Origin of the sequence: Shinella kummerowiae (assembly GCF_009827055.1) — a bacterium.
GTDB lineage: Bacteria > Pseudomonadota > Alphaproteobacteria > Rhizobiales > Rhizobiaceae > Shinella > Shinella kummerowiae.
On record NZ_WUMK01000003.1, the window covers coordinates 279,691 to 296,699 of the forward strand.

Annotated in this window: 14 protein-coding genes; 7 read left to right on the forward strand and 7 right to left on the reverse strand. The window is 63.4% G+C overall.

Annotation, left to right across the window (positions count from 1 at the left end; all coding sequences use genetic code 11):
* Positions 1–8: 8 nt before the first annotated feature.
* Entirely contained in the window at positions 9–2,093 is a 2,085-nt protein-coding gene (locus tag GR138_RS09135; RefSeq protein ID WP_160858585.1) for a hydantoinase/oxoprolinase family protein, read from the reverse strand.
* A 324-nt stretch (positions 2,094–2,417) separates the two neighbouring features.
* Here GR138_RS09135 and GR138_RS09140 point away from each other — a divergent pair, with 324 nt between their 5' ends.
* From GR138_RS09140 to GR138_RS09160, 5 genes are all read left to right on the forward strand, one after another.
* Positions 2,418–3,533 carry a branched-chain amino acid ABC transporter substrate-binding protein gene (locus tag GR138_RS09140; RefSeq protein ID WP_160858587.1) on the forward strand — a complete coding sequence of 372 codons (1,116 nt, stop codon included), beginning with the start codon at positions 2,418–2,420 and terminating at the stop codon, positions 3,531–3,533.
* Between the two features lie 80 nt (positions 3,534–3,613).
* Positions 3,614–4,531 carry an ABC transporter permease subunit gene (locus tag GR138_RS09145; RefSeq protein ID WP_160858589.1) on the forward strand — a complete coding sequence of 306 codons (918 nt, stop codon included), beginning with the start codon at positions 3,614–3,616 and terminating at the stop codon, positions 4,529–4,531.
* Between the two features lie 11 nt (positions 4,532–4,542).
* Positions 4,543–5,844: a high-affinity branched-chain amino acid ABC transporter permease LivM gene (gene livM / locus GR138_RS09150; protein ID WP_160858591.1), complete on the forward strand. Its 1,302-nt coding sequence runs from the start codon at positions 4,543–4,545 to the stop codon at positions 5,842–5,844.
* Positions 5,844–6,662 carry an ABC transporter ATP-binding protein gene (locus GR138_RS09155; RefSeq protein WP_160858593.1) on the forward strand — a complete coding sequence of 273 codons (819 nt, stop codon included), beginning with the start codon at positions 5,844–5,846 and terminating at the stop codon, positions 6,660–6,662. Before livM ends, GR138_RS09155 begins: the two co-directional genes overlap by 1 nt.
* Positions 6,659–7,375, forward strand: coding sequence for an ABC transporter ATP-binding protein (locus GR138_RS09160; RefSeq protein ID WP_160858595.1), 717 nt, complete (start codon positions 6,659–6,661; stop codon positions 7,373–7,375). Before GR138_RS09155 ends, GR138_RS09160 begins: the two co-directional genes overlap by 4 nt.
* 55 nt (positions 7,376–7,430) lie before the next feature.
* Here GR138_RS09160 and GR138_RS09165 read toward each other — a convergent pair whose 3' ends face one another.
* Positions 7,431–8,600: a M20 aminoacylase family protein gene (locus GR138_RS09165; RefSeq protein ID WP_160858597.1), complete on the reverse strand. Its 1,170-nt coding sequence runs from the start codon at positions 8,598–8,600 to the stop codon at positions 7,431–7,433.
* Positions 8,597–9,808 carry a diaminopropionate ammonia-lyase gene (locus tag GR138_RS09170; RefSeq protein WP_160858599.1) on the reverse strand — a complete coding sequence of 404 codons (1,212 nt, stop codon included), beginning with the start codon at positions 9,806–9,808 and terminating at the stop codon, positions 8,597–8,599. The genes GR138_RS09165 and GR138_RS09170 overlap by 4 nt, the downstream gene beginning before the upstream one ends.
* 101 nt (positions 9,809–9,909) lie before the next feature.
* Between GR138_RS09170 and GR138_RS09175 the strand changes: the two genes are divergently transcribed.
* A complete protein-coding gene (locus GR138_RS09175) occupies positions 9,910–10,386 on the forward strand; it encodes an Lrp/AsnC family transcriptional regulator (protein ID WP_160858601.1) in 477 nt (158 codons plus the stop codon).
* A gap of 12 nt (positions 10,387–10,398) precedes the next feature.
* On the opposite strand, the gene GR138_RS09180 is transcribed toward GR138_RS09175, so the two are convergent.
* The 3 genes from GR138_RS09180 to GR138_RS09190 all read right to left on the reverse strand — a co-directional run bounded on the left by GR138_RS09180 (position 10,399) and on the right by GR138_RS09190 (position 13,987).
* Complete coding sequence (locus tag GR138_RS09180) at positions 10,399–11,589, reverse strand: DUF3095 domain-containing protein (RefSeq protein WP_160858603.1); 1,191 nt, start codon at positions 11,587–11,589, stop codon at positions 10,399–10,401.
* Positions 11,590–11,865: 276 nt separating this feature from the next.
* Positions 11,866–12,891 carry a DUF2955 domain-containing protein gene (locus GR138_RS09185; protein ID WP_160858605.1) on the reverse strand — a complete coding sequence of 342 codons (1,026 nt, stop codon included), beginning with the start codon at positions 12,889–12,891 and terminating at the stop codon, positions 11,866–11,868.
* Positions 12,881–13,987 (reverse strand): HlyD family secretion protein, encoded by a 1,107-nt coding sequence (locus tag GR138_RS09190; protein ID WP_160858607.1) that lies wholly within the window; start codon positions 13,985–13,987, stop codon positions 12,881–12,883. The genes GR138_RS09185 and GR138_RS09190 overlap by 11 nt, the downstream gene beginning before the upstream one ends.
* Before the next feature lie 423 nt (positions 13,988–14,410).
* Here GR138_RS09190 and GR138_RS09195 point away from each other — a divergent pair, with 423 nt between their 5' ends.
* Positions 14,411–15,058, forward strand: a complete 648-nt coding sequence (locus tag GR138_RS09195) for a MarC family protein (RefSeq protein WP_160858609.1) — start codon at positions 14,411–14,413, stop codon at positions 15,056–15,058.
* An 82-nt stretch (positions 15,059–15,140) separates the two neighbouring features.
* Here the strand turns inward: GR138_RS09195 and GR138_RS09200 are convergent, their stop codons facing one another.
* Positions 15,141–16,925: an IlvD/Edd family dehydratase gene (locus GR138_RS09200; protein WP_160858611.1), complete on the reverse strand. Its 1,785-nt coding sequence runs from the start codon at positions 16,923–16,925 to the stop codon at positions 15,141–15,143.
* Between the last annotated feature and the right edge of the window lie 84 nt (positions 16,926–17,009).

Genomic DNA, 17,009 nt, shown 5'->3' on the forward strand with positions numbered 1-17,009 from the left:
TCTAATCCTCAGGTGCGGGTGACGAGCAGGCAGCCATCGCTCTGCACGATGGCCTTGAAGGCGGCGGTCAGCATGGTGGAAGTTTCGCGCTCCACGACAATGGCAGGCCCCTTCACGACGTCGCCGGGTTTCAGGCCATCACGCTCATGGATGCCGGCATCGAGGAAGGCGCCCTGCGAGGCTTCGAACAGGCGGCGGGTCTTGGCCGGCGTCACGACGCTGCCCTCATCAACAGCGGCAACGCGGTCGACCGGCGGCAGCGGCGAACTCGCCTTGACCGACCAACTGACGATCTCGATGTCGAGGCCTTCGATGGCGCGACCGAAGAAGCGCTCGTATTCCGTTTCGAACTGTGCAGCGAGCATCCGAGTGCTGTCGGTGTCGAATTTTTTGGCGTCGAGCGGCACGGGAATATCCCAACCCTGCCCGGCATAGCGCATGAACAACGTACGCTCGATCACCGGCGCGCCGCGATCGAGCCCGCCTTCGACGAAGCCGAGGGCTTCCGCCTGCATGGCATCGACCAGCCGATTTGCTTCCGCAAAGTCGAAGTTCGAGAGGTTGAAGACGGCACTGCGCACCGATTCATAGCCGAAGGGCGCTCGCAGGAAGCCGATCGCTGAGCCGACGCCGGCGCCGGCCGGTACGAGGAAGGTGGAAATGCCCATCTTCTCGCAGAGCCGCGCGGCATGCAGCGGCCCCGCGCCGCCGAAGGTAATCATGGTGAAATCGGCAATGTTCTTGCCGTTCTCCACGGTGTGCACGCGGCCGGCATTGGCCATGTTCTCGTCCACCATCTCGCAGGTGCCGTAGGCCGCGGCGTCGGGATCGAGGCCGATCACGGTCCCGATATCGTCAACCATCGCCTGTCGGCTCGCCGCAGCGGAGAGCGGAATGGCGCCACCGGCGAAATTGTTGGGATCGAGCTTCCCGAGGATGAGATCGGCATCCGTGACCGTCGGGTTCTTGCCGCCGCGCTGGTAGCAGGCAGGGCCCGGCTCGGAAGCGGCCGAATGCGGGCCGACGCGGATCTGGCGCATGCCATCGACCGACGCAATGGAGCCGCCGCCGGCGCCGATTTCCACCATCTCGACCACCGGAATGGAGATCGGCATGCCGGAGCCCTTGCGGAAACGGTAGGTGCGCGCGACCTCGAAGGTTTTGGCGGTCTTCGGCACCTGGTTTTCGATCAGGCAGATCTTTGCCGTCGTGCCGCCCATGTCGAAGGAAAGCACGGTGTCGAGACCATGGCGCCGCGCGATGTCGGCGGCAAAGATCGCGCCGCCGGCCGGGCCGGATTCGACGAGGCGCACCGGAAATTCCGAGGCGCTTTCGACGGAGACGATGCCGCCGCCGGAATGGATCATGAAGACCGGGCAGCGGACGCCGATATCCTTCAACGAGATGACGAGCCGATCGAGATAGGATTTGATCGCCGGTTTCACATAAGCATTGGCGCAGACCGTGTTGAACCGCTCGAATTCGCGCATCTGCGGCGAGACTTCCGAGGAGATCGACACCGAGAGATGCGGCAGGCGCTCGAGGATCGCGTCACGCACGGCAGCCTCGTGGGCGCCGTTGGCATAAGCGTGGATGAAGCCGATGGCGACGCTTTCATAACCACCCGCCGCAATGGCCGAGACGACGGCCTCGACGGAGGCGTCATCCAGCGCCAGCAGCACCTTGCCGGCCGCGTTCATACGCTCGCGGACCGTAAAACGATCGGCGCGGGCGATGAGCGCCGGCGGCAGGGCGATGTTAAGGTCATATTGCTCGAAGCGGTTTTCCGTCCGCATTTCCAGCGTGTCGCGAAAACCTTCCGTTGTGACGAAGGCGGTCCTGGCGCCGCGCCGCTCGATCAGCGCATTGGTGGCAAGGGTCGTGCCGTGGATTAGCAGATCGATCTCTGAGAGCGCGATCCCCGCCATCTCGGCCACGGAAGCGACCCCCTTCAAGATAGCCCGCTCGGGGGCGGCGTAGTCGGTCAGCACCTTTGTCGAATGCAGCACGCCATCGAGATCGAGGGCGATGTCCGTAAACGTGCCGCCGATATCGACACCCACCCGGCAGTTCCGCGGCGCATTGCTCACCATGTCATTCCCCACATTCAGGCACCTTTCGGCATCGAATCCCATCTGGCGCGACCGCCGGCCGAACCTCTGGCGCATCAGGTTTCCATGCCCGGGGCGCCGACGCAAGATTTCTGCTTGACGGATTTTGGATATATCACTTATCATACATGTGTCAACTGAAATTGCAGTCGGATTGCGACACAAAAACCGTCGCAATCGAGACATGACGCCGACTGCCGCGCGCCCGAAAAGAGCGAACGGTCCGGCCCATGACAAGAAGACCGAACGCGGGAAACACGCGTCGAAACCAAGAACATCAACGGCTTAACCAGAGGGAAGCCTTTCATGACATCCATTTCGAAACTCTTCGCTGCCACCGCCATCGCATCCGCGCTCCTGCTCGCACCGGCCTTTGCCGCCGAGACGATCAAGATCGGCGTTGCAGGCCCTTATACCGGCGCCAACGCCACGTTTGGCGAACAGGTCTTCAATGGTGTCTCGGCCTATGTGAACGATGTCAACGCGAGCGGCGGCATCAACGGCAAGCAGATCGAGCTGGTGAAGGGCGACGATGCCTGCGAGCCGAAGCAGGCCGTGGCCGTCGCCAATCGTTTCGTCGATCAGGACAAGGTGCAGGCCGTGATCGGCCACTTCTGCTCATCGAGCACAATCCCGGCCTCCGAAATCTACAATGATGCCGGCATCCTCGAAATGACGCCGTCCTCGACCAACCCGGCCGTCACGGACCGTGGCTTCGACAACCTGTTCCGTGGCTGCGGGCGTGACGACCAGCAGGCGGTGGTTGCCGGCGGCTTCATCCTCGACACGCTGAAGCGAGACAAGATCGCGCTGATCCACGACAAAGACACCTACGGCCAGGGCCTGGTCGACGCAGTGAAGAAAACCATCGAAGCGCGCGGCATTACGCCGGTGCTCTATGAGGGCCTGACGCGCGGCGAACGCGACTTCAACGCGCTCGTTACCAAGATCAAGAGCACGGGCGCGAACGCCGTCTATTTCGGCGGTCTCATTCCGGAAGGTGGCCCGCTTATCCGCCAGCTCAAGGAACAGGGTGTCGATGTCGTCTTCGTCAGCGGCGATTCCTTCGCCCAAGCCGAACTCGTGGCTGCGGCCGGCGGCGGGGCCAATCTCAAGGACGTCTACTATTCCGCAACGCCCGATCCGCTGGCCGACCCGGCCACCAAGAACGTGCAGGACGCGCTGACCAAGGCCAATGTCACGCCGGCAAACTACGTGCTCTACGGCTACGCCAATGCACAGGCGGTCGTGGCGGCGCTGAAGGCCGGCGAAGACCTGAAGGCGCAGGCCGACTGGCTGCGCACCAACACGGTCGATTCCGCCATCGGCAAGATCACCTGGGATGAAAAGGGCGACATCAAGGACTTCAAGTTCGTCTTCTACACCTTCGACGACAAGGGAACCCCCGCTCTCGTGAACTAAGGCAGGCCTGCCCGGACCAGCCGGACACCGTGTCCGGCTGGTCTCTCGATGCCCGCAAGATTTGAAGAGAAGGGTTCGCCATGGACGTCTACATCCTGCTCCAGCAATTGTTCAACGGCATCACGCTCGGCACGATCTACGGGCTGATCGCCGTCGGATACACCATGGTGTACGGTGTCATCCGCATGATCAACTTCGCCCATGGCGACGTCTACATGGTTTCGGCCTACATCGCCGCGATCACCCTTGCCGTGCTTACCTTCTTCGGCATCCAGTCCGCGCCCTTCGCGCTGATTTCCGTGCTGGTGATCACCTGCGCTGTCACGGCCGTCTACGGCTGGGCGATCGAGCGTGTCGCCTACCGCCCTCTGCGGGGCTCCACCAAGCTTGCACCGCTGATTTCCGCTATCGGCATTTCGCTGATGCTGCAAAGCTATGTGCAGATCTCGCAGGGCGCGCGCGACCAGGGCGTCCCGACGCTTATCAGCGGGGCCTTCCGCTTCGGTGACGGCGTGCATTTCGCGCAGATTACCTACATGCAGACGGTCATCCTCTTCGCCTCGCTGATCGCCATGGGCATCCTCACCTATGTGATCAACTACACGCGTATCGGCCGGGAATGCCGGGCAACGCAGCAGAACATCCGCATGTCGGCCGTGCTCGGCGTCAACACCGACCGTATCATCTCCACCGTCTTCGTCATCGGCGCGGCAACGGCCGCCGTCGGCGGCGTGCTCGTCACCTTCAACTACGGCTCGTTCAACTTCTTCATCGGCTTCGTCATGGGCATCAAGGCCTTCACCGCGGCGGTGCTCGGCGGCATTGGCTCGCTGCCCGGCGCCGTGCTGGGCGGTATCCTGCTTGGCCTGACGGAAGCCCTGTTCGCCGGCTATGTCAGCACGGATTACAAGGACGTCTTCGCCTTCGCGCTGCTCATCACCCTCTTGTTCTTCCGCCCCTATGGCCTGCTCGGCCGGCCGGAAATCCAGAAAGTGTGAGGAGAACGACCATGCAAACGAACCGCCTTCTGCCACTCTTCAAGCAGGCGCTCCTTACCTTCACCGTCTCGCTCATCCTGTTCGGCCCGATCTCCGGCCTCGTGCTGGAAGGGTTCTCGTTCCGCAACGAACTGACACGCGCCGTCGTGCTTGCCGCCATCGTCACCGCCGGGCGCGTCGCGATCTCTCTTGTCCAGATGACCAGCCTTGGCCAGGCGCTCACCAGAAGGATGGCCGATAGCGGCGTGGGCGTCACGGTGATGACCGGCACGGAAAAGTCGCCCGTGCTGATCCTCGCCCTCCTTTTCGTCGCCGGGCTCAGCCTGCCCTTCTTCGCGGACAAGTACTTTCTCGGCATAGCGATCCTCGCGCTGATCTACTGCCTGCTCGGTCTGGGGCTGAACATCGTCGTCGGCCTCGCCGGACTGCTCGATCTCGGCTTCGTCGCCTTCTATGCCGTCGGTGCCTATCTTCTGGCGCTCGGTTCGCAATATCTGGGCCTCGGCTTCTGGGGCGCGTTGATCATCGCCCCTCTCCTCGCCGGCCTGTTCGGCATGGTCCTCGCCTTCCCCGTCCTCAAGATGCACGGTGACTATCTCGCGATCGTCACTCTGGGTTTTGGAGAAATCATCCGTCTCGTCTTGAACAACTGGCTGGACTTCACCGGTGGCCCGAATGGCGCGCCCGTGCCCGCCCCGACCGTCTTTGGCCTAGAATTCACCCGCACGGCTAAGCAGGGCGGCGTGTCGATCCATGACTATCTCGGCATCCCCTACAGCGCCGACTACAAGTTCTGGTTCATCTACCTCGTGCTCTTCCTTGTCGTCTGCCTCGTCATCTACGCCGTGGAGCGCTTGCGCGTCATGCCGCTCGGCCGTATGTGGGAAGCGCTGCGCGAGGATGAGATCGCCTGCCGCTCGCTCGGCGTGAACCACGTCTTCACCAAACTCACCGCCTTCATGCTCGGCGCCTCGACGGGCGGTCTCGCCGGCGTTTTCTTCGCAGTCCACCAGGGCTTCGTGAACCCGACGTCCTTCACCTTCTTCGAATCCGCCCTCATCCTCGCCATCGTGGTTCTCGGCGGCCTCGGCTCGACGGTCGGCGTCATCGCCGCCGCCCTTGTCCTGACCATCCTGCCGGAATTGCTGCGCGATTTTGCGGAATACCGCGTGCTGATCTTCGGCGTCCTGATGGTCGTCATGATGATCTGGAAACCCCGCGGCCTCGTACGCATCAAGAGACCGGCCTTCTTTCCGAGCACGACGACGGACGCCGGGCCGCTCCCGCTCACGGCCAAGGCGGAGGTAGCCTAATGACCACGCCCCTCCTCGAAATCCACAACGTCACCATGCGCTTCGGCGGCATCGTCGCAAACCGCAATGTCAGCTTCTCGGTGGAACGTGGCGCGGTGACGGCGCTGATCGGCCCGAACGGCGCCGGCAAGACGACCATGTTCAACTGCATCACCGGCTTTTATCGGGCAAGCGAAGGCGAAATCGTCCTGAACGGGCGCGACGGCCCGCTCGACATCGGCACGCTGATCACAAAACCCGTTACCGGCGGCTCGCATCTTGTGACCCGCGCCGGCATCGCCCGCACCTTCCAGAACATCCGCCTGTTCAAAGACATGTCCGTCGTCGAGAACCTGCTGGTCGCTCAACACCTGGTAACCGCCAACAACCTTCTGAGCGGCGTCTTCCGCACGCCGTCGTTCCACCGCGCCGAGCGCGAGGCCGTCGACCGCGCCTATCACTGGCTGCGCGAGATGAACCTTGCCGACGACGCCAATCGGCTGGCCGGCGAACTGCCCTATGGCCGGCAACGGCGGCTCGAGATCGCACGCGCCATGTGCACCGGTCCAACGCTCATCTGCCTCGACGAACCGGCCGCCGGCCTCAACCCGTCGGAAACCCGCGAACTGTCCGAGGTCATCCAGCGGCTCTGTACCGAGCACGACCAGTCCGTCCTCGTGATCGAGCACGACATGGCGCTCGTCATGCGCATTTCCCAGCACATCGTCGTGCTCGACCATGGCGAGGTGATCTCCGACGGAACGCCCGAACATGTTGCGAACGACCCCGCCGTTGTCGCGGCCTATCTCGGCGTCAGTGAAGAAGAGGTTGAGGCATGAGCGTCCCACTGCTTGAATTCACTGCCGTCCATGCCCATTACGGCCCGGTCGAGGCGCTGAAGGATGTGAATATCCATATTTCCAAGGGCGAGATCGTCAGCCTGATCGGCGCAAACGGCGCAGGCAAGACGACGCTGCTTTCCTCGATTTTTGGCGCGCCGCGCGCCTCGGCCGGAAAGATTCTGCACAAAGGCGAGGACATTTCCCGCCTTCCCACCAATCGCATTTCGCGGCGCGGCATCTCGCTCGTGCCGGAAGGCCGGCAGATCTACCAGGACATGACGGTGGAAGAGAACATGATGATGGGCACGACGCCGATCGGCATGGATCACTTCGACGAGGACCGGGCGACCATGTTCGATCTCTTCCCCCGCCTCAAGGAACGCCGCGGCCAGACCGCCGGCACCATGTCCGGCGGCGAGCAGCAGATGCTGGCGATCGCTCGCGCCATGATGGCCCGCCCGGAACTCATCCTGTTCGACGAACCGTCGCTCGGCCTCGCCCCCCTTGTCGTCAAGCGTGTCTTCGAGGTGCTGAAGGAGATCGCCGCCATGGGCAAGACCATCTTCCTCGTCGAGCAGAACGCAAACCACGCGCTGAAACTCTCGCAGCGCGCCTATGTCATGGTCAACGGCCGCATCCACCTCTCCGGGGAAAGCGCTGCCCTGCTCGACAACGAAGATGTCCGCAAGGCCTATCTTGGCCTGCATTGAATGGAGGATACCGCAAAGAAGCCTGATCGCCGGCCATGGATGCCGGCATTTCCGGCTATTGACCGAGCGCGCCGGCCAGCCGTCGTCGCGCGATACCCGCGTGAAAATCCACGCCGTGGAGCAGCCCTTCGTCGTTGAAGTCGTAGCCGGGATTGTGCAGCGGCGCAGACCCCCTGCCGTTGCCGAGGAAAACGAAGCAACCCGGCACATGGGCGAGGAAATGGGCAAAGTCCTCCGAACCGGTCATCGGTTCGGCGGCAAGCCGGGCGTTCTCCGGTGGCAGGATGGTTCGGGCCACGGCAAAGGCCTCGTCGACGAGGGCCGGGTCATTCAGCAGCGGCACGAATTCCCGCGTATAGGTAACGCTTGCGGTAACATTGTGTGCCAGCGCGATACCTTCGGCGATGACGCGCATCTGCTTTTCGATCGACGCACTCACCTCCGACCGGAAGCTGCGGGCGTCGCCCAGGATCCGCGCCAGCCCCGGAAGCGCATTGCGCGTGCCGTCGGTGATGAGTTCCGTCACCGAGACCACGCCCACATCGGTCGGGCTCAACCGGCGCGCCACGATGGTCTGGAGGCTGGTCACAAGCGCGCAGGCGGCGACCAGAACTTCGTTGCCCCAATGCGGACGCGCCGCGTGACCACCGACACCCTTGAGCACGATCTCGAAATTGTCTTCCGCCGACATGATGGCACCGGGCCGCGTCTCGAAATGCCCAACCGGCAGGCCCGGCATATTGTGAATGCCATAGATCTCCTCGAAGGCGAAACGCTGCATCAGCCCGTCGTCGAGCATGGCCAGAGCGCCCTTGCCCCATTCCTCCGCCGGCTGGAAGACGAAGCGCACCGTGCCATCGAAACCACCCTCCTGCGCCAGCATTTTCGCGGCGCCGAGCAGCATGGCGGTGTGTCCGTCATGACCGCAGGCATGCATGACGCCGGGATTGCGCGAGCGATGAGCACTCTCTCCCTGTTCGGTAATCCGCAACGCGTCCATATCCGCCCGTAGCGCTATGGAACGGTTACCGCTGCCGCGCCGCAACGTCCCGACGACACCCGTCCCGCCAACGCCTTCCACGACCTCGTCGAGGCCGAATTCGCGCAGTTTTTGCGCAACGAAGGCCGCAGTCCGTGTCTCCTCGAAGCCGAATTCGGGATGGGTATGCAGGTCCCGCCGCCAGGCTGTCATCTCGGCGTGAAGAGCGTCTCTGTCGATTGTCATGCCGGCTCCCCCTTTCGGCTCCGCGCTGCGACCACGGCGGGCGAAAGCCCGACGATTTCCTCATATCTTCCGGGATCCGTCGCCCCTTCCGTGTTGATCAGCAGGATCCGTGACTGAGCATCGATCCCAAGGTCCGCCTTCACCGCCGGATCGGCGATGGCACGCATCAGGCCGGCAAGGCCGACACCGCCACTTTCTCCCGCCACCACCGCCGCATCACCGGCAACAGGACTGGCGAGTTGCTTCATCGCCGCGATGGCATCCTCTTCGTCGACGGTCATGAAGGCATCGGCCGTGCGCGACAGGATACGCCAGGCGACAAGCGACGGTTCGTAGCATTCGAGCATGGCCATGACCGTCGGCGCGCCATGTGCGATCCTGACCGGATGGCCGGCGCGTGCCGTCTCGAACAGGCAGGCCGCCCGCGCCGGATCGACGACAGTGAAGACTGGCCGTGCCGCGCCGAATTCCAGCACCAGATGGCCGGCCACCGCCGCGGCGATACCGCCGACGCCGGACTGCACGAAAACATGGGTCGGCGGCGCCGGCAATTCCCGCAGCGCCTCGCGCACCAGCGCGGTATAACCTTGCATCACCAACCCCGGAATGCGCTCATAGCCGGGCCAGGACGTGTCGGAAACGATCGTCCAGCCCTTCTCCCATGCCACTCGCGCAGCCTCCCGCACGGAATCGTCATAGGTGCCGTCGACACGGATCATGTCCGCGCCGAACCGGGCGATGGCGGCGACCCGTTCGGCCGAGACGCCGGCATGCACGAAGATCGCCGCCCGTGCGCCCACAAGCTCGGCACCCTGCGCCACTGATCGGCCATGGTTGCCATCCGTCGCACAGGCAAACGTCATGGTGCGCGCGACGGCCATCACCTCCGGCGCGCGCAACTTGGCAATGTCCACCGTGCAGCCCAGCCTCTCCCCAGCTTCCTCCAGCACGAGGCGGATCACCGCATAGGCCCCGCCCAGCGCCTTGAAACTGCCAAGGCCGAGACGGTGGCCCTCATCCTTGACGTGGATCGCCGCGACCCCGTGTTGTTTGGCAAGGCCCGGCAGCGCGACGAGCGGCGTCTGTGCATGATTGTCCCGGAAGGAAAGGTGGCGCTCCACTTCGGCGGCAGCATCAGCGCCGAGCGTTTCGGCATCGCGCGGATCGAGTGCCGAGCGGTAGTCGGCATGGGTATTCTTCAGGAACATGGTGGTCTCCTCGTTTGAGATCTGAACAATATTGCATCACAGCCGAAATGAGCGCTGATATTCACCCCTTCGTTTGCAAGTTTGTTTCGTCTGGAGCCGCCATGCACCATCCGCCGCGCCTCGATGCCTTTGACCGGAAAATCCTCGCTATCCTCCAGCAGGACAACACCACACCGCAACGCACGATCGGCGAGGCGGTCAATCTCTCCGCGCCGGCCGTCCAGCGGCGCATCAAACGCATGACGGAAGACGGCGTCATCCGGGCAAATGTCGCCATCGTCGATCCCGCCGCGGTCGGCCAATCCATCACGCTCTTTGTCGAAGTGGAGGTAATCAGCGAAACGGCCGAGCACATCGAGGCCGCCAAGCGCGCCTTCGCCGCCACGCCGGAAATCCAGCAATGCTACTACGTCACGGGCGAAGCCGATTTCATCCTCGTCGTCACCGTGCCGGTCATGGCCGACTACGAGGCCCTGACGCGCCGCCTGTTCTTCGGCAACAACAATGTCAAACGGTTCCGCACCTTCGTCGCGATGGACCGCGTGAAGGTGGGCCTTGGCGTTGTGGTGGACGGCTGAGAGCCGCGCCGCTTATGTCGCCTGCAAGGGGGAAGCCGCGTCCGACGGAATGGAAGACATCTGCTTCTTCAGGCGGCTGGCAGCCATCGCGTAGCCGCCTGCGGCACCGTCGATGAAGTGCATATGATCGCGGCTGAGCGCTGTCGGCACGATGCAGGTCATCAGCGCCGAATCCTGCCGGTGCAGGCCGAAGCGGCAGATGCCGGCGCGGGTGGCATCCTCAAGCCGGGTTTCGATCTGGCGAAGCCTTTCCGCATCGATGTCGATGGTCATTTTCAGGCCGTCGTCGAACTTGCGGAAATCGGTGTTGCGGGCAACATCCTGCCGATACACCTTCGGATCGAAACGACCGAGCGTCAGGCCGAGGCGATAGAGGCCGACGGTCAGCAGATATTGCCCGAGAATGAAGAGCCGGTGGCGGAAGCGCTTTCCTTTCGGAGCCGTCTTCGTTTCCGCCGACAGACCCGCAACCGACAAGCCCATCTGCGGCCCCTCCGGCGCGATCGGATGGCCCTCCCGCTCTTCGCCGGCGGCAAGTGCGACGATATCGAGGACCAGCGCCTGAAAGGCATCGACGGCGCCCGATCCGACGGGAACCGCAAAAATCGAGACAATGTCGCCATGCCGCGATCGGATCGGGTTCCATCGGCAGGACAGGCCGGCCAAATCCGGGCGGGCACCCGGCGGCGCCGGCGGAACGACAAAAAGCCCTTCCTTCATGCGGGCTTCGGCCCAGCTCGATCCGCCGCCGGCAAACATCGCATAGGAAAGGTCCGGGGTCACCTGGAACCGCGCGACGCGCACTTCCAAACCCGCCGCGATGACATCGGCAACAGGCACGAGAGCGGCGCGCAGCGCCAGTTGCAACTCCTCGTCCACCCAGTTTTGCACCGCCGAAAGGGCGTTTCGCGCCTTCTCTACCCCCGATGGCGGCACCGCAACCAGCGCGCCATCGCCGCCGAAAACGAAGGGAAGGTCGTTGTTGCCGAGCGCATTCAGAATGGCCGAGATGACGCTGGCGCCGGCCATGTTGACCGCCTTGTAACGACCGGCCTCGATCGCCCCGGTGGAATCGACAATGTCAGCCGTCGCCAAAGCCCAGTCGGGCGGCAGCGCCCGATAATTCCGGCTGTCGGCAACGCCCGCGAAATCGACGAAGACGGGAAGCGTGCTGAAGAATGTTTCGCTGGAAGGCTCGCTCATGCGTCGAGGCTAGCATATTCGCGCAGCACAGGCGATGTGGTTCAGCGGCCAACCAACCGGCATCCTTATGATATGGGAGGCGGAATACCACCTCTTGATTTCGTCGCCGCGGCCTCCCATCTAACGATCACCACCCGTTACGATGACTGCCTGCAGCGACAGATTTGCCGCGCGTTCGCAGCTGTCCGGGTCCGAAGGGCGCTCCCCGAAAGGGTCGAGCGCCCTTCGTCATTTGGCACGCCGCACGCATATGGAAGCACCCCGGGCAGCAAGCCGTCACGCCGACGCCTGCTTCATGCCAGAACTTCGCGGCAACAGGAGCACGGCCAGCAGCAGTGTGAAGACCAGGGCCATGCCGACATAGACGATGCGGGTCGCGAAAGATTCGGCAGCACTTCCCGGCAAAGGCGACACCCCCAGCCCGAACAGGATCAGAAAGATAGTCAAGGCGCCCGCGAAGACCGGTGCATCCTTCGACGAGCCGGCGGCGCGGCCACCAAGGAAAAGGCCGGTCACGAGGACAATGATGAAGATCGAAAAAAGGCTGGGCCGCAGGCTCAGGATCGCATAGGCGATGGAGGCGAGTACGCCGCCGAAGATGTTGACGAGCACGAGCCCGACCGCCGCCCGGCCACTGGCCGAAATGTCGAGTTGTCCCAGCAACGATGCCACGGTGATGGGAATGACCACGGCAGCGTTCAGATTGTCGCTCGTCAGGCAGATCACGACCGAAGCGAGGAGGATTGCGGTATTGGCCAGCGCGCGCCCCAGCGCGGGTGAGCGCTCCTCGGGTGGCAGAGTATCAGCACGAAGCGCCGGCGGCTCGGGAAAGATCGCATGAGCGACCCACGCCAGGACCGTTGCGGACAACACACCGCTGACGAGCATGAAGAGGATGGAACTGGCGAGCTCCCGGTTCAGGATGGCCAGCAGCGGCACGATGATCGCGACGACGAGGACGAGAAAGACCGCGGTACCGCCCTTGCCCGTCGATTGTGCGGCGAAGCACAAAAAATAGACCAGGCCCAACAACAAAAGCAGCACGATGTGATGCTCGCCCGCGAGGATCGTCAGCAGCATCATCACGGCCCCGGCGAGCAGGATCACCAGCGCCGCGCCGATCGTTTTTCCAAGCGGCATCGGCTGCGTGCTCCCCAACAGGAACTGCGCGGCAAACAGCGGCCCAAGGAACGGAACGATGGCGCCCGAAAACACCGCGAACGTGAACCCCACGGACACGGCGAAGGCGACCCGCAGCCCCTTGCGCTTCTGCTCGGCAATGGCAACGCTGTCAGTTGACATAGGTCAGCACCGAAATGATCCGGATTCGTAGCGCCCCCCACGCATTGGTGACCGGGTTGTCGCCGGTATAGATGACGACGGTCGCCTGCGAGCCGTAGCGCACGCCGCCCTTTGGTCTATCCGCCTCCTCCATGGTGAGGCGAACAGGAAAACGCTGCGCCTCGCGGACCCAGCCGCTGTCGTTCTTGATCGTCGGCAGCCCGGTACTCGGGTCCGTTCCGCCCTGCGATACACCGAACCCGACGCTTTCCACCGTCGCCGGGAAAAGCCGCCCGGGCAGGGCATCGAACAGCACCTCCGCCCGGTTGCCGATAGCAACCTTCTCGAGGCTGTTTTCCTTGAAGGCCGCGTTGATCCAGATCGTCCCGGCGTCGATGAAGGTCATGGCGGGCTGGCCGGCCGAGACGACCTTGCCGATCGTCAGCTGGAGATTGGTGACGACCCCTGCCGACGGGGCCTTGACGACCGTGTGGAGCAGATCAAGCCGGGCCTTCTCAAGCGCGGCCAGCGCTGCCCTAAGCTGCGGGTTGTCGTTGCCGGTCGGGCCAAGCTGCTCGCGCGCCTTCGCGAGGTCGGCCTGTGCCACCGAAACCGCCGCCTCTGCCTGGTCGTAGGCGGACTTGGCCGCATCGAACCGCGCCTTTGAATAGACGCCACGCTGCACCAGTTCGGTGGCGCGCGCATATTGGTCGCGCAGGTTGTCCCGGTCGACCTGGATCTGCACGAGTTTGGCCTGGGCGGCGTCGACGGTTGCCGTCGATGCGCCGATCGACTGGCCGGCGCTTGCGAGTGCGGCCTCGGCCTCCCTGACGGCAAGCTCGTAGCGTGTGGGATCGATACGGAACAGAACCTGATCGGCGTCGACCCGGGCATTGTCGGTGACGCCGACTTCCACCACCCGGCCGGTGACTTCGGACGCAATGCCCACGATATAGGCCTGCACCTGCGCTTGCGATGTCGACGGTGTGCGCCGTTCCATGAAGATCGACAGGACAAAGAAGGCCAACGCCAATGCCACGACGACCAAAGCGATCCTGCGCAACGGATTGCGCGGCGGTGGTGACGGGACGGGTTCTTCAGATATCTCGGAAACCACTTTGTCATCCTTCAAATACGATGGGTCTATAGGCGGGCGTCCAACGGCGCTTCTGGTCAGGTTTTCATCAGCAAAGCATGCCAAGCACACACCAGCAAGCAGGCGATGCCGCGGGGTTTGTGGATGAATGCGAGCATCGTGGAGCAAGTTATCTTAGCTTGCAACCGCAGGAGTGCCAGCGAACCGCTATCGCCGCGCGGCAGGACGCCTGCCGGTGGCGTGTCCGGACATGTCCGCTCCAACGATATGAGAACGCGACCCCTTGTAAAAGAGGCCGACAGACGAGAACATTAGAGGAAATGAAGCCCCCGGAAAGCACACTGCCCGTGTCGCCCTACCGGGGCCGCGCGAACATCAAGTCAATCATCCGTTGCAGTAGAGATTCGCCATCAGTCACAAAACCTCAAGAGGGGAACCCGTTCCATGGATTTCACCGTCATCAATGCCGCGCTCATCGGAAATCTGCTCCTCCTCCTTCTCATCGGCATGGGACCGAAAATCGCCCTTGTGCCGTTTCTGGAAAAAACCCATGCCTTCGACGCGGAGACCAAGGCGCGCATCGGCCGCCAGATGGTCATGGCGGCGCTGATTACGGCTCTGCTGCTTTTTGCCACCGGCGCGCTGTTGATGCGCCTTCTCCACATTACCGGAGGCGCCGTCGCCGTGGCCGGGGGTATTATCCTGGCGCTTCTGGCGATCAAGATGGCGGCCGGGCCAATCGAAAAGCCACACGGCGAAATCGAACTTCCCGTCGATCCGGCGAAGATCGCCATCTTTCCGCTGGCCGTGCCCTATCTGCTTAATCCCGTCGGCATCACGGTGATCATTCTCGTCTCGGCTGAAGTCTCGTCGATTGCCGGTGCCGCCGTGGTCGTCGCCTTGATCCTGTTGGTCGCCGCGTTCGACTATCTCGTCTTCACCAACATCGATGTGCTGGCCAAGCGCATGAAGCCTGCCAGCCTGGTCGTTTCGGAAATCGTCTTCGGCATTCTGCTCACCGCGGTCGCCGTGCAATTGTTTGTCACCGGGTTGGCCAAGCTCGGGATCATTTCCGCGGACGTGATTCACTAAGCATTGCATCAAGAGCACGCCGGGCGATCCGGCCCGGCGTGCCCAACCGATGGCAAAGAGTGGCCCGGCTTTCGCGCAGCCTTTAGTGATTGTGCCTCGGCGGCGTCTCGGCGATCTTGCGGAAATCGGCCGCGCCTTCGATGACGGCGCCATCCGCAAGCTGGGTGACGGTCTGGCGATAGATGCGCTGCCACGGCGTCGCATCGGCCGGCACCTTCGGGATGCCATCAGCCTTGCGCCTCTCGATCTCGGCTGCATCCACCAGCATGTCGCAGCATCCTTTTTCAAGGTCGATGCGGATCGTGTCGCCGGTGCGCAGCCAGGCGAGCCCGCCGCCGGCGGCACTTTCCGGCGATGCATTGAGGATGGATGGGCTGTCCGCCGTGCCGGACTGCCGCCCGTCGCCGATCGTCGGCAGGCTGGTGATGCCGCGCTTCAGCAGATGATCCGGCGGCTGCATATTCACGACTTCCGCCGAGCCTGGCCAACCGAGCGGTCCGGCACCGCGGATGACAAGGATGGTGCGCTCGTCGATGTCGAGCGCCGGATCGTTGATGCGCTTGTGATAGTCCTCCGAGCCATCGAAGACGACGGCCCTGCCCTCGAAAATGCCTTCGCGGCCCGGTTCGCTCAGATAACGCGCGCGGAATTCCGCCGAAATCACCGAGGTCTTCATGATGGCGAAGTCGAACAGATTGCCCTTCAGCACGAGGAAGCCTGCGCGCTCTTTCAGCGGTTCGCCATAGGGCCGAATGACCTCGCGGTCGGTCGCTGCACGGCCTTCCAGGTTCTCCACCATCGTCCGGCCCGTCACGGTGGGACAGCGTCCGTCGAGTTTCCCGGCATCAAGCAGCTCGCGCATGATCGCCGGCACGCCACCCGCCCTGTGAAAACGCTCGCCGAGGAAACGGCCGGCCGGCTGCACGTCGGCGAGCAGCGGAATGTCGTAGCCGTGCACCTGCCAATCTTCGGGCGTCAGCGCGACGCCTGCGTGTTTTGCCATCGCCATCAGGTGCGGCTGGGCGTTGGTCGAGCCGCCGATCGCCGAATTCACGCGAATGGCATTGAGGAAAGCCTCACGGCTCAGGATGTGTGAGGGGCGGATATCGTCCAGCACCAATTCCACGGCACGGCGGCCGGTGCGATAGGCCATCTGGCCACGTTCGCGATAGGGGGCGGGGATGGCCGCGCAGCCGGTCAGCGACATGCCGAGCGCTTCGGCGAGCGCATTCATCGTCGAGGCGGTGCCCATTGTGTTGCAATGGCCGATGGAAGGCGCCGAATCCATCGCCGCCTTCAGGAACTGTTCGTCGTCGATGGTGCCCGCCGCCAGCTTGCGGCGTGAGCGCCAGATCACCGTGCCGGAACCGACGAGATCCCCCTCGTTCCAGCCGTCGAGCATTGGCCCACCGGACAGCACGATCGCCGGAATATCGACCGTGGACGCCGCCATCAGCGCGGATGGCGTGGTCTTGTCGCAGCCCGTCGTCAGCACGACACCGTCGAGCGGATAACCGTAGAGGATCTCGACGAGGCCGAGATAGGCAAGGTTACGGTCGAGTGCCGCCGTCGGCCGCTTGCAGTTCTCGAAGATCGGGTGCGTCGGGAATTCGATTGGGATACCGCCCGCATCGCGGATGCCGTCGCGCACCCGTTTTGCAAGGTCGACATGATGGCGGTTGCAGGGTGTCAGGTCGCTGCCGCTCTGGGCAATGCCGATCACCGGTTTGCCGGAACGCAGCTCCTCCGGCGTGATGCCATAGTTCATGAAACGCTCGAGATAGATCGCAGCCATGTCGATATGGTCGCGATTGTCGAACCAATCCTGCGAGCGCAGCCGGCGTTTGCCTGTCTTTTCGTCCGTCATGAAATCAGCCTTGTGAAAATCTTCGTTTCGCACTGTTCCACCGCTTCCCTTCTCGATCAACCGGCCGGCGATGCAGTGTTCCGC

Excerpts from the sequence above, each read along its gene's own strand:
- GR138_RS09135 (WP_160858585.1), bottom strand. The coding sequence starts at position 2,093 with ATGGTGAGCAATGCGCCGCGGAACTGCCGGGTGGGTGTCGATATCGGC.
- GR138_RS09140 (WP_160858587.1), top strand. The coding sequence starts at position 2,418 with ATGACATCCATTTCGAAACTCTTCGCTGCCACCGCCATCGCATCCGCG.
- GR138_RS09145 (WP_160858589.1), top strand. The coding sequence starts at position 3,614 with ATGGACGTCTACATCCTGCTCCAGCAATTGTTCAACGGCATCACGCTC.
- livM (WP_160858591.1), top strand. The coding sequence starts at position 4,543 with ATGCAAACGAACCGCCTTCTGCCACTCTTCAAGCAGGCGCTCCTTACC.
- GR138_RS09155 (WP_160858593.1), top strand. The coding sequence starts at position 5,844 with ATGACCACGCCCCTCCTCGAAATCCACAACGTCACCATGCGCTTCGGC.
- GR138_RS09160 (WP_160858595.1), top strand. The coding sequence starts at position 6,659 with ATGAGCGTCCCACTGCTTGAATTCACTGCCGTCCATGCCCATTACGGC.
- GR138_RS09165 (WP_160858597.1), bottom strand. The coding sequence starts at position 8,600 with ATGACAATCGACAGAGACGCTCTTCACGCCGAGATGACAGCCTGGCGG.
- GR138_RS09170 (WP_160858599.1), bottom strand. The coding sequence starts at position 9,808 with ATGTTCCTGAAGAATACCCATGCCGACTACCGCTCGGCACTCGATCCG.
- GR138_RS09175 (WP_160858601.1), top strand. The coding sequence starts at position 9,910 with ATGCACCATCCGCCGCGCCTCGATGCCTTTGACCGGAAAATCCTCGCT.
- GR138_RS09180 (WP_160858603.1), bottom strand. The coding sequence starts at position 11,589 with ATGAGCGAGCCTTCCAGCGAAACATTCTTCAGCACGCTTCCCGTCTTC.
- GR138_RS09185 (WP_160858605.1), bottom strand. The coding sequence starts at position 12,891 with ATGTCAACTGACAGCGTTGCCATTGCCGAGCAGAAGCGCAAGGGGCTG.
- GR138_RS09195 (WP_160858609.1), top strand. The coding sequence starts at position 14,411 with ATGGATTTCACCGTCATCAATGCCGCGCTCATCGGAAATCTGCTCCTC.
- GR138_RS09200 (WP_160858611.1), bottom strand. The coding sequence starts at position 16,925 with ATGACGGACGAAAAGACAGGCAAACGCCGGCTGCGCTCGCAGGATTGG.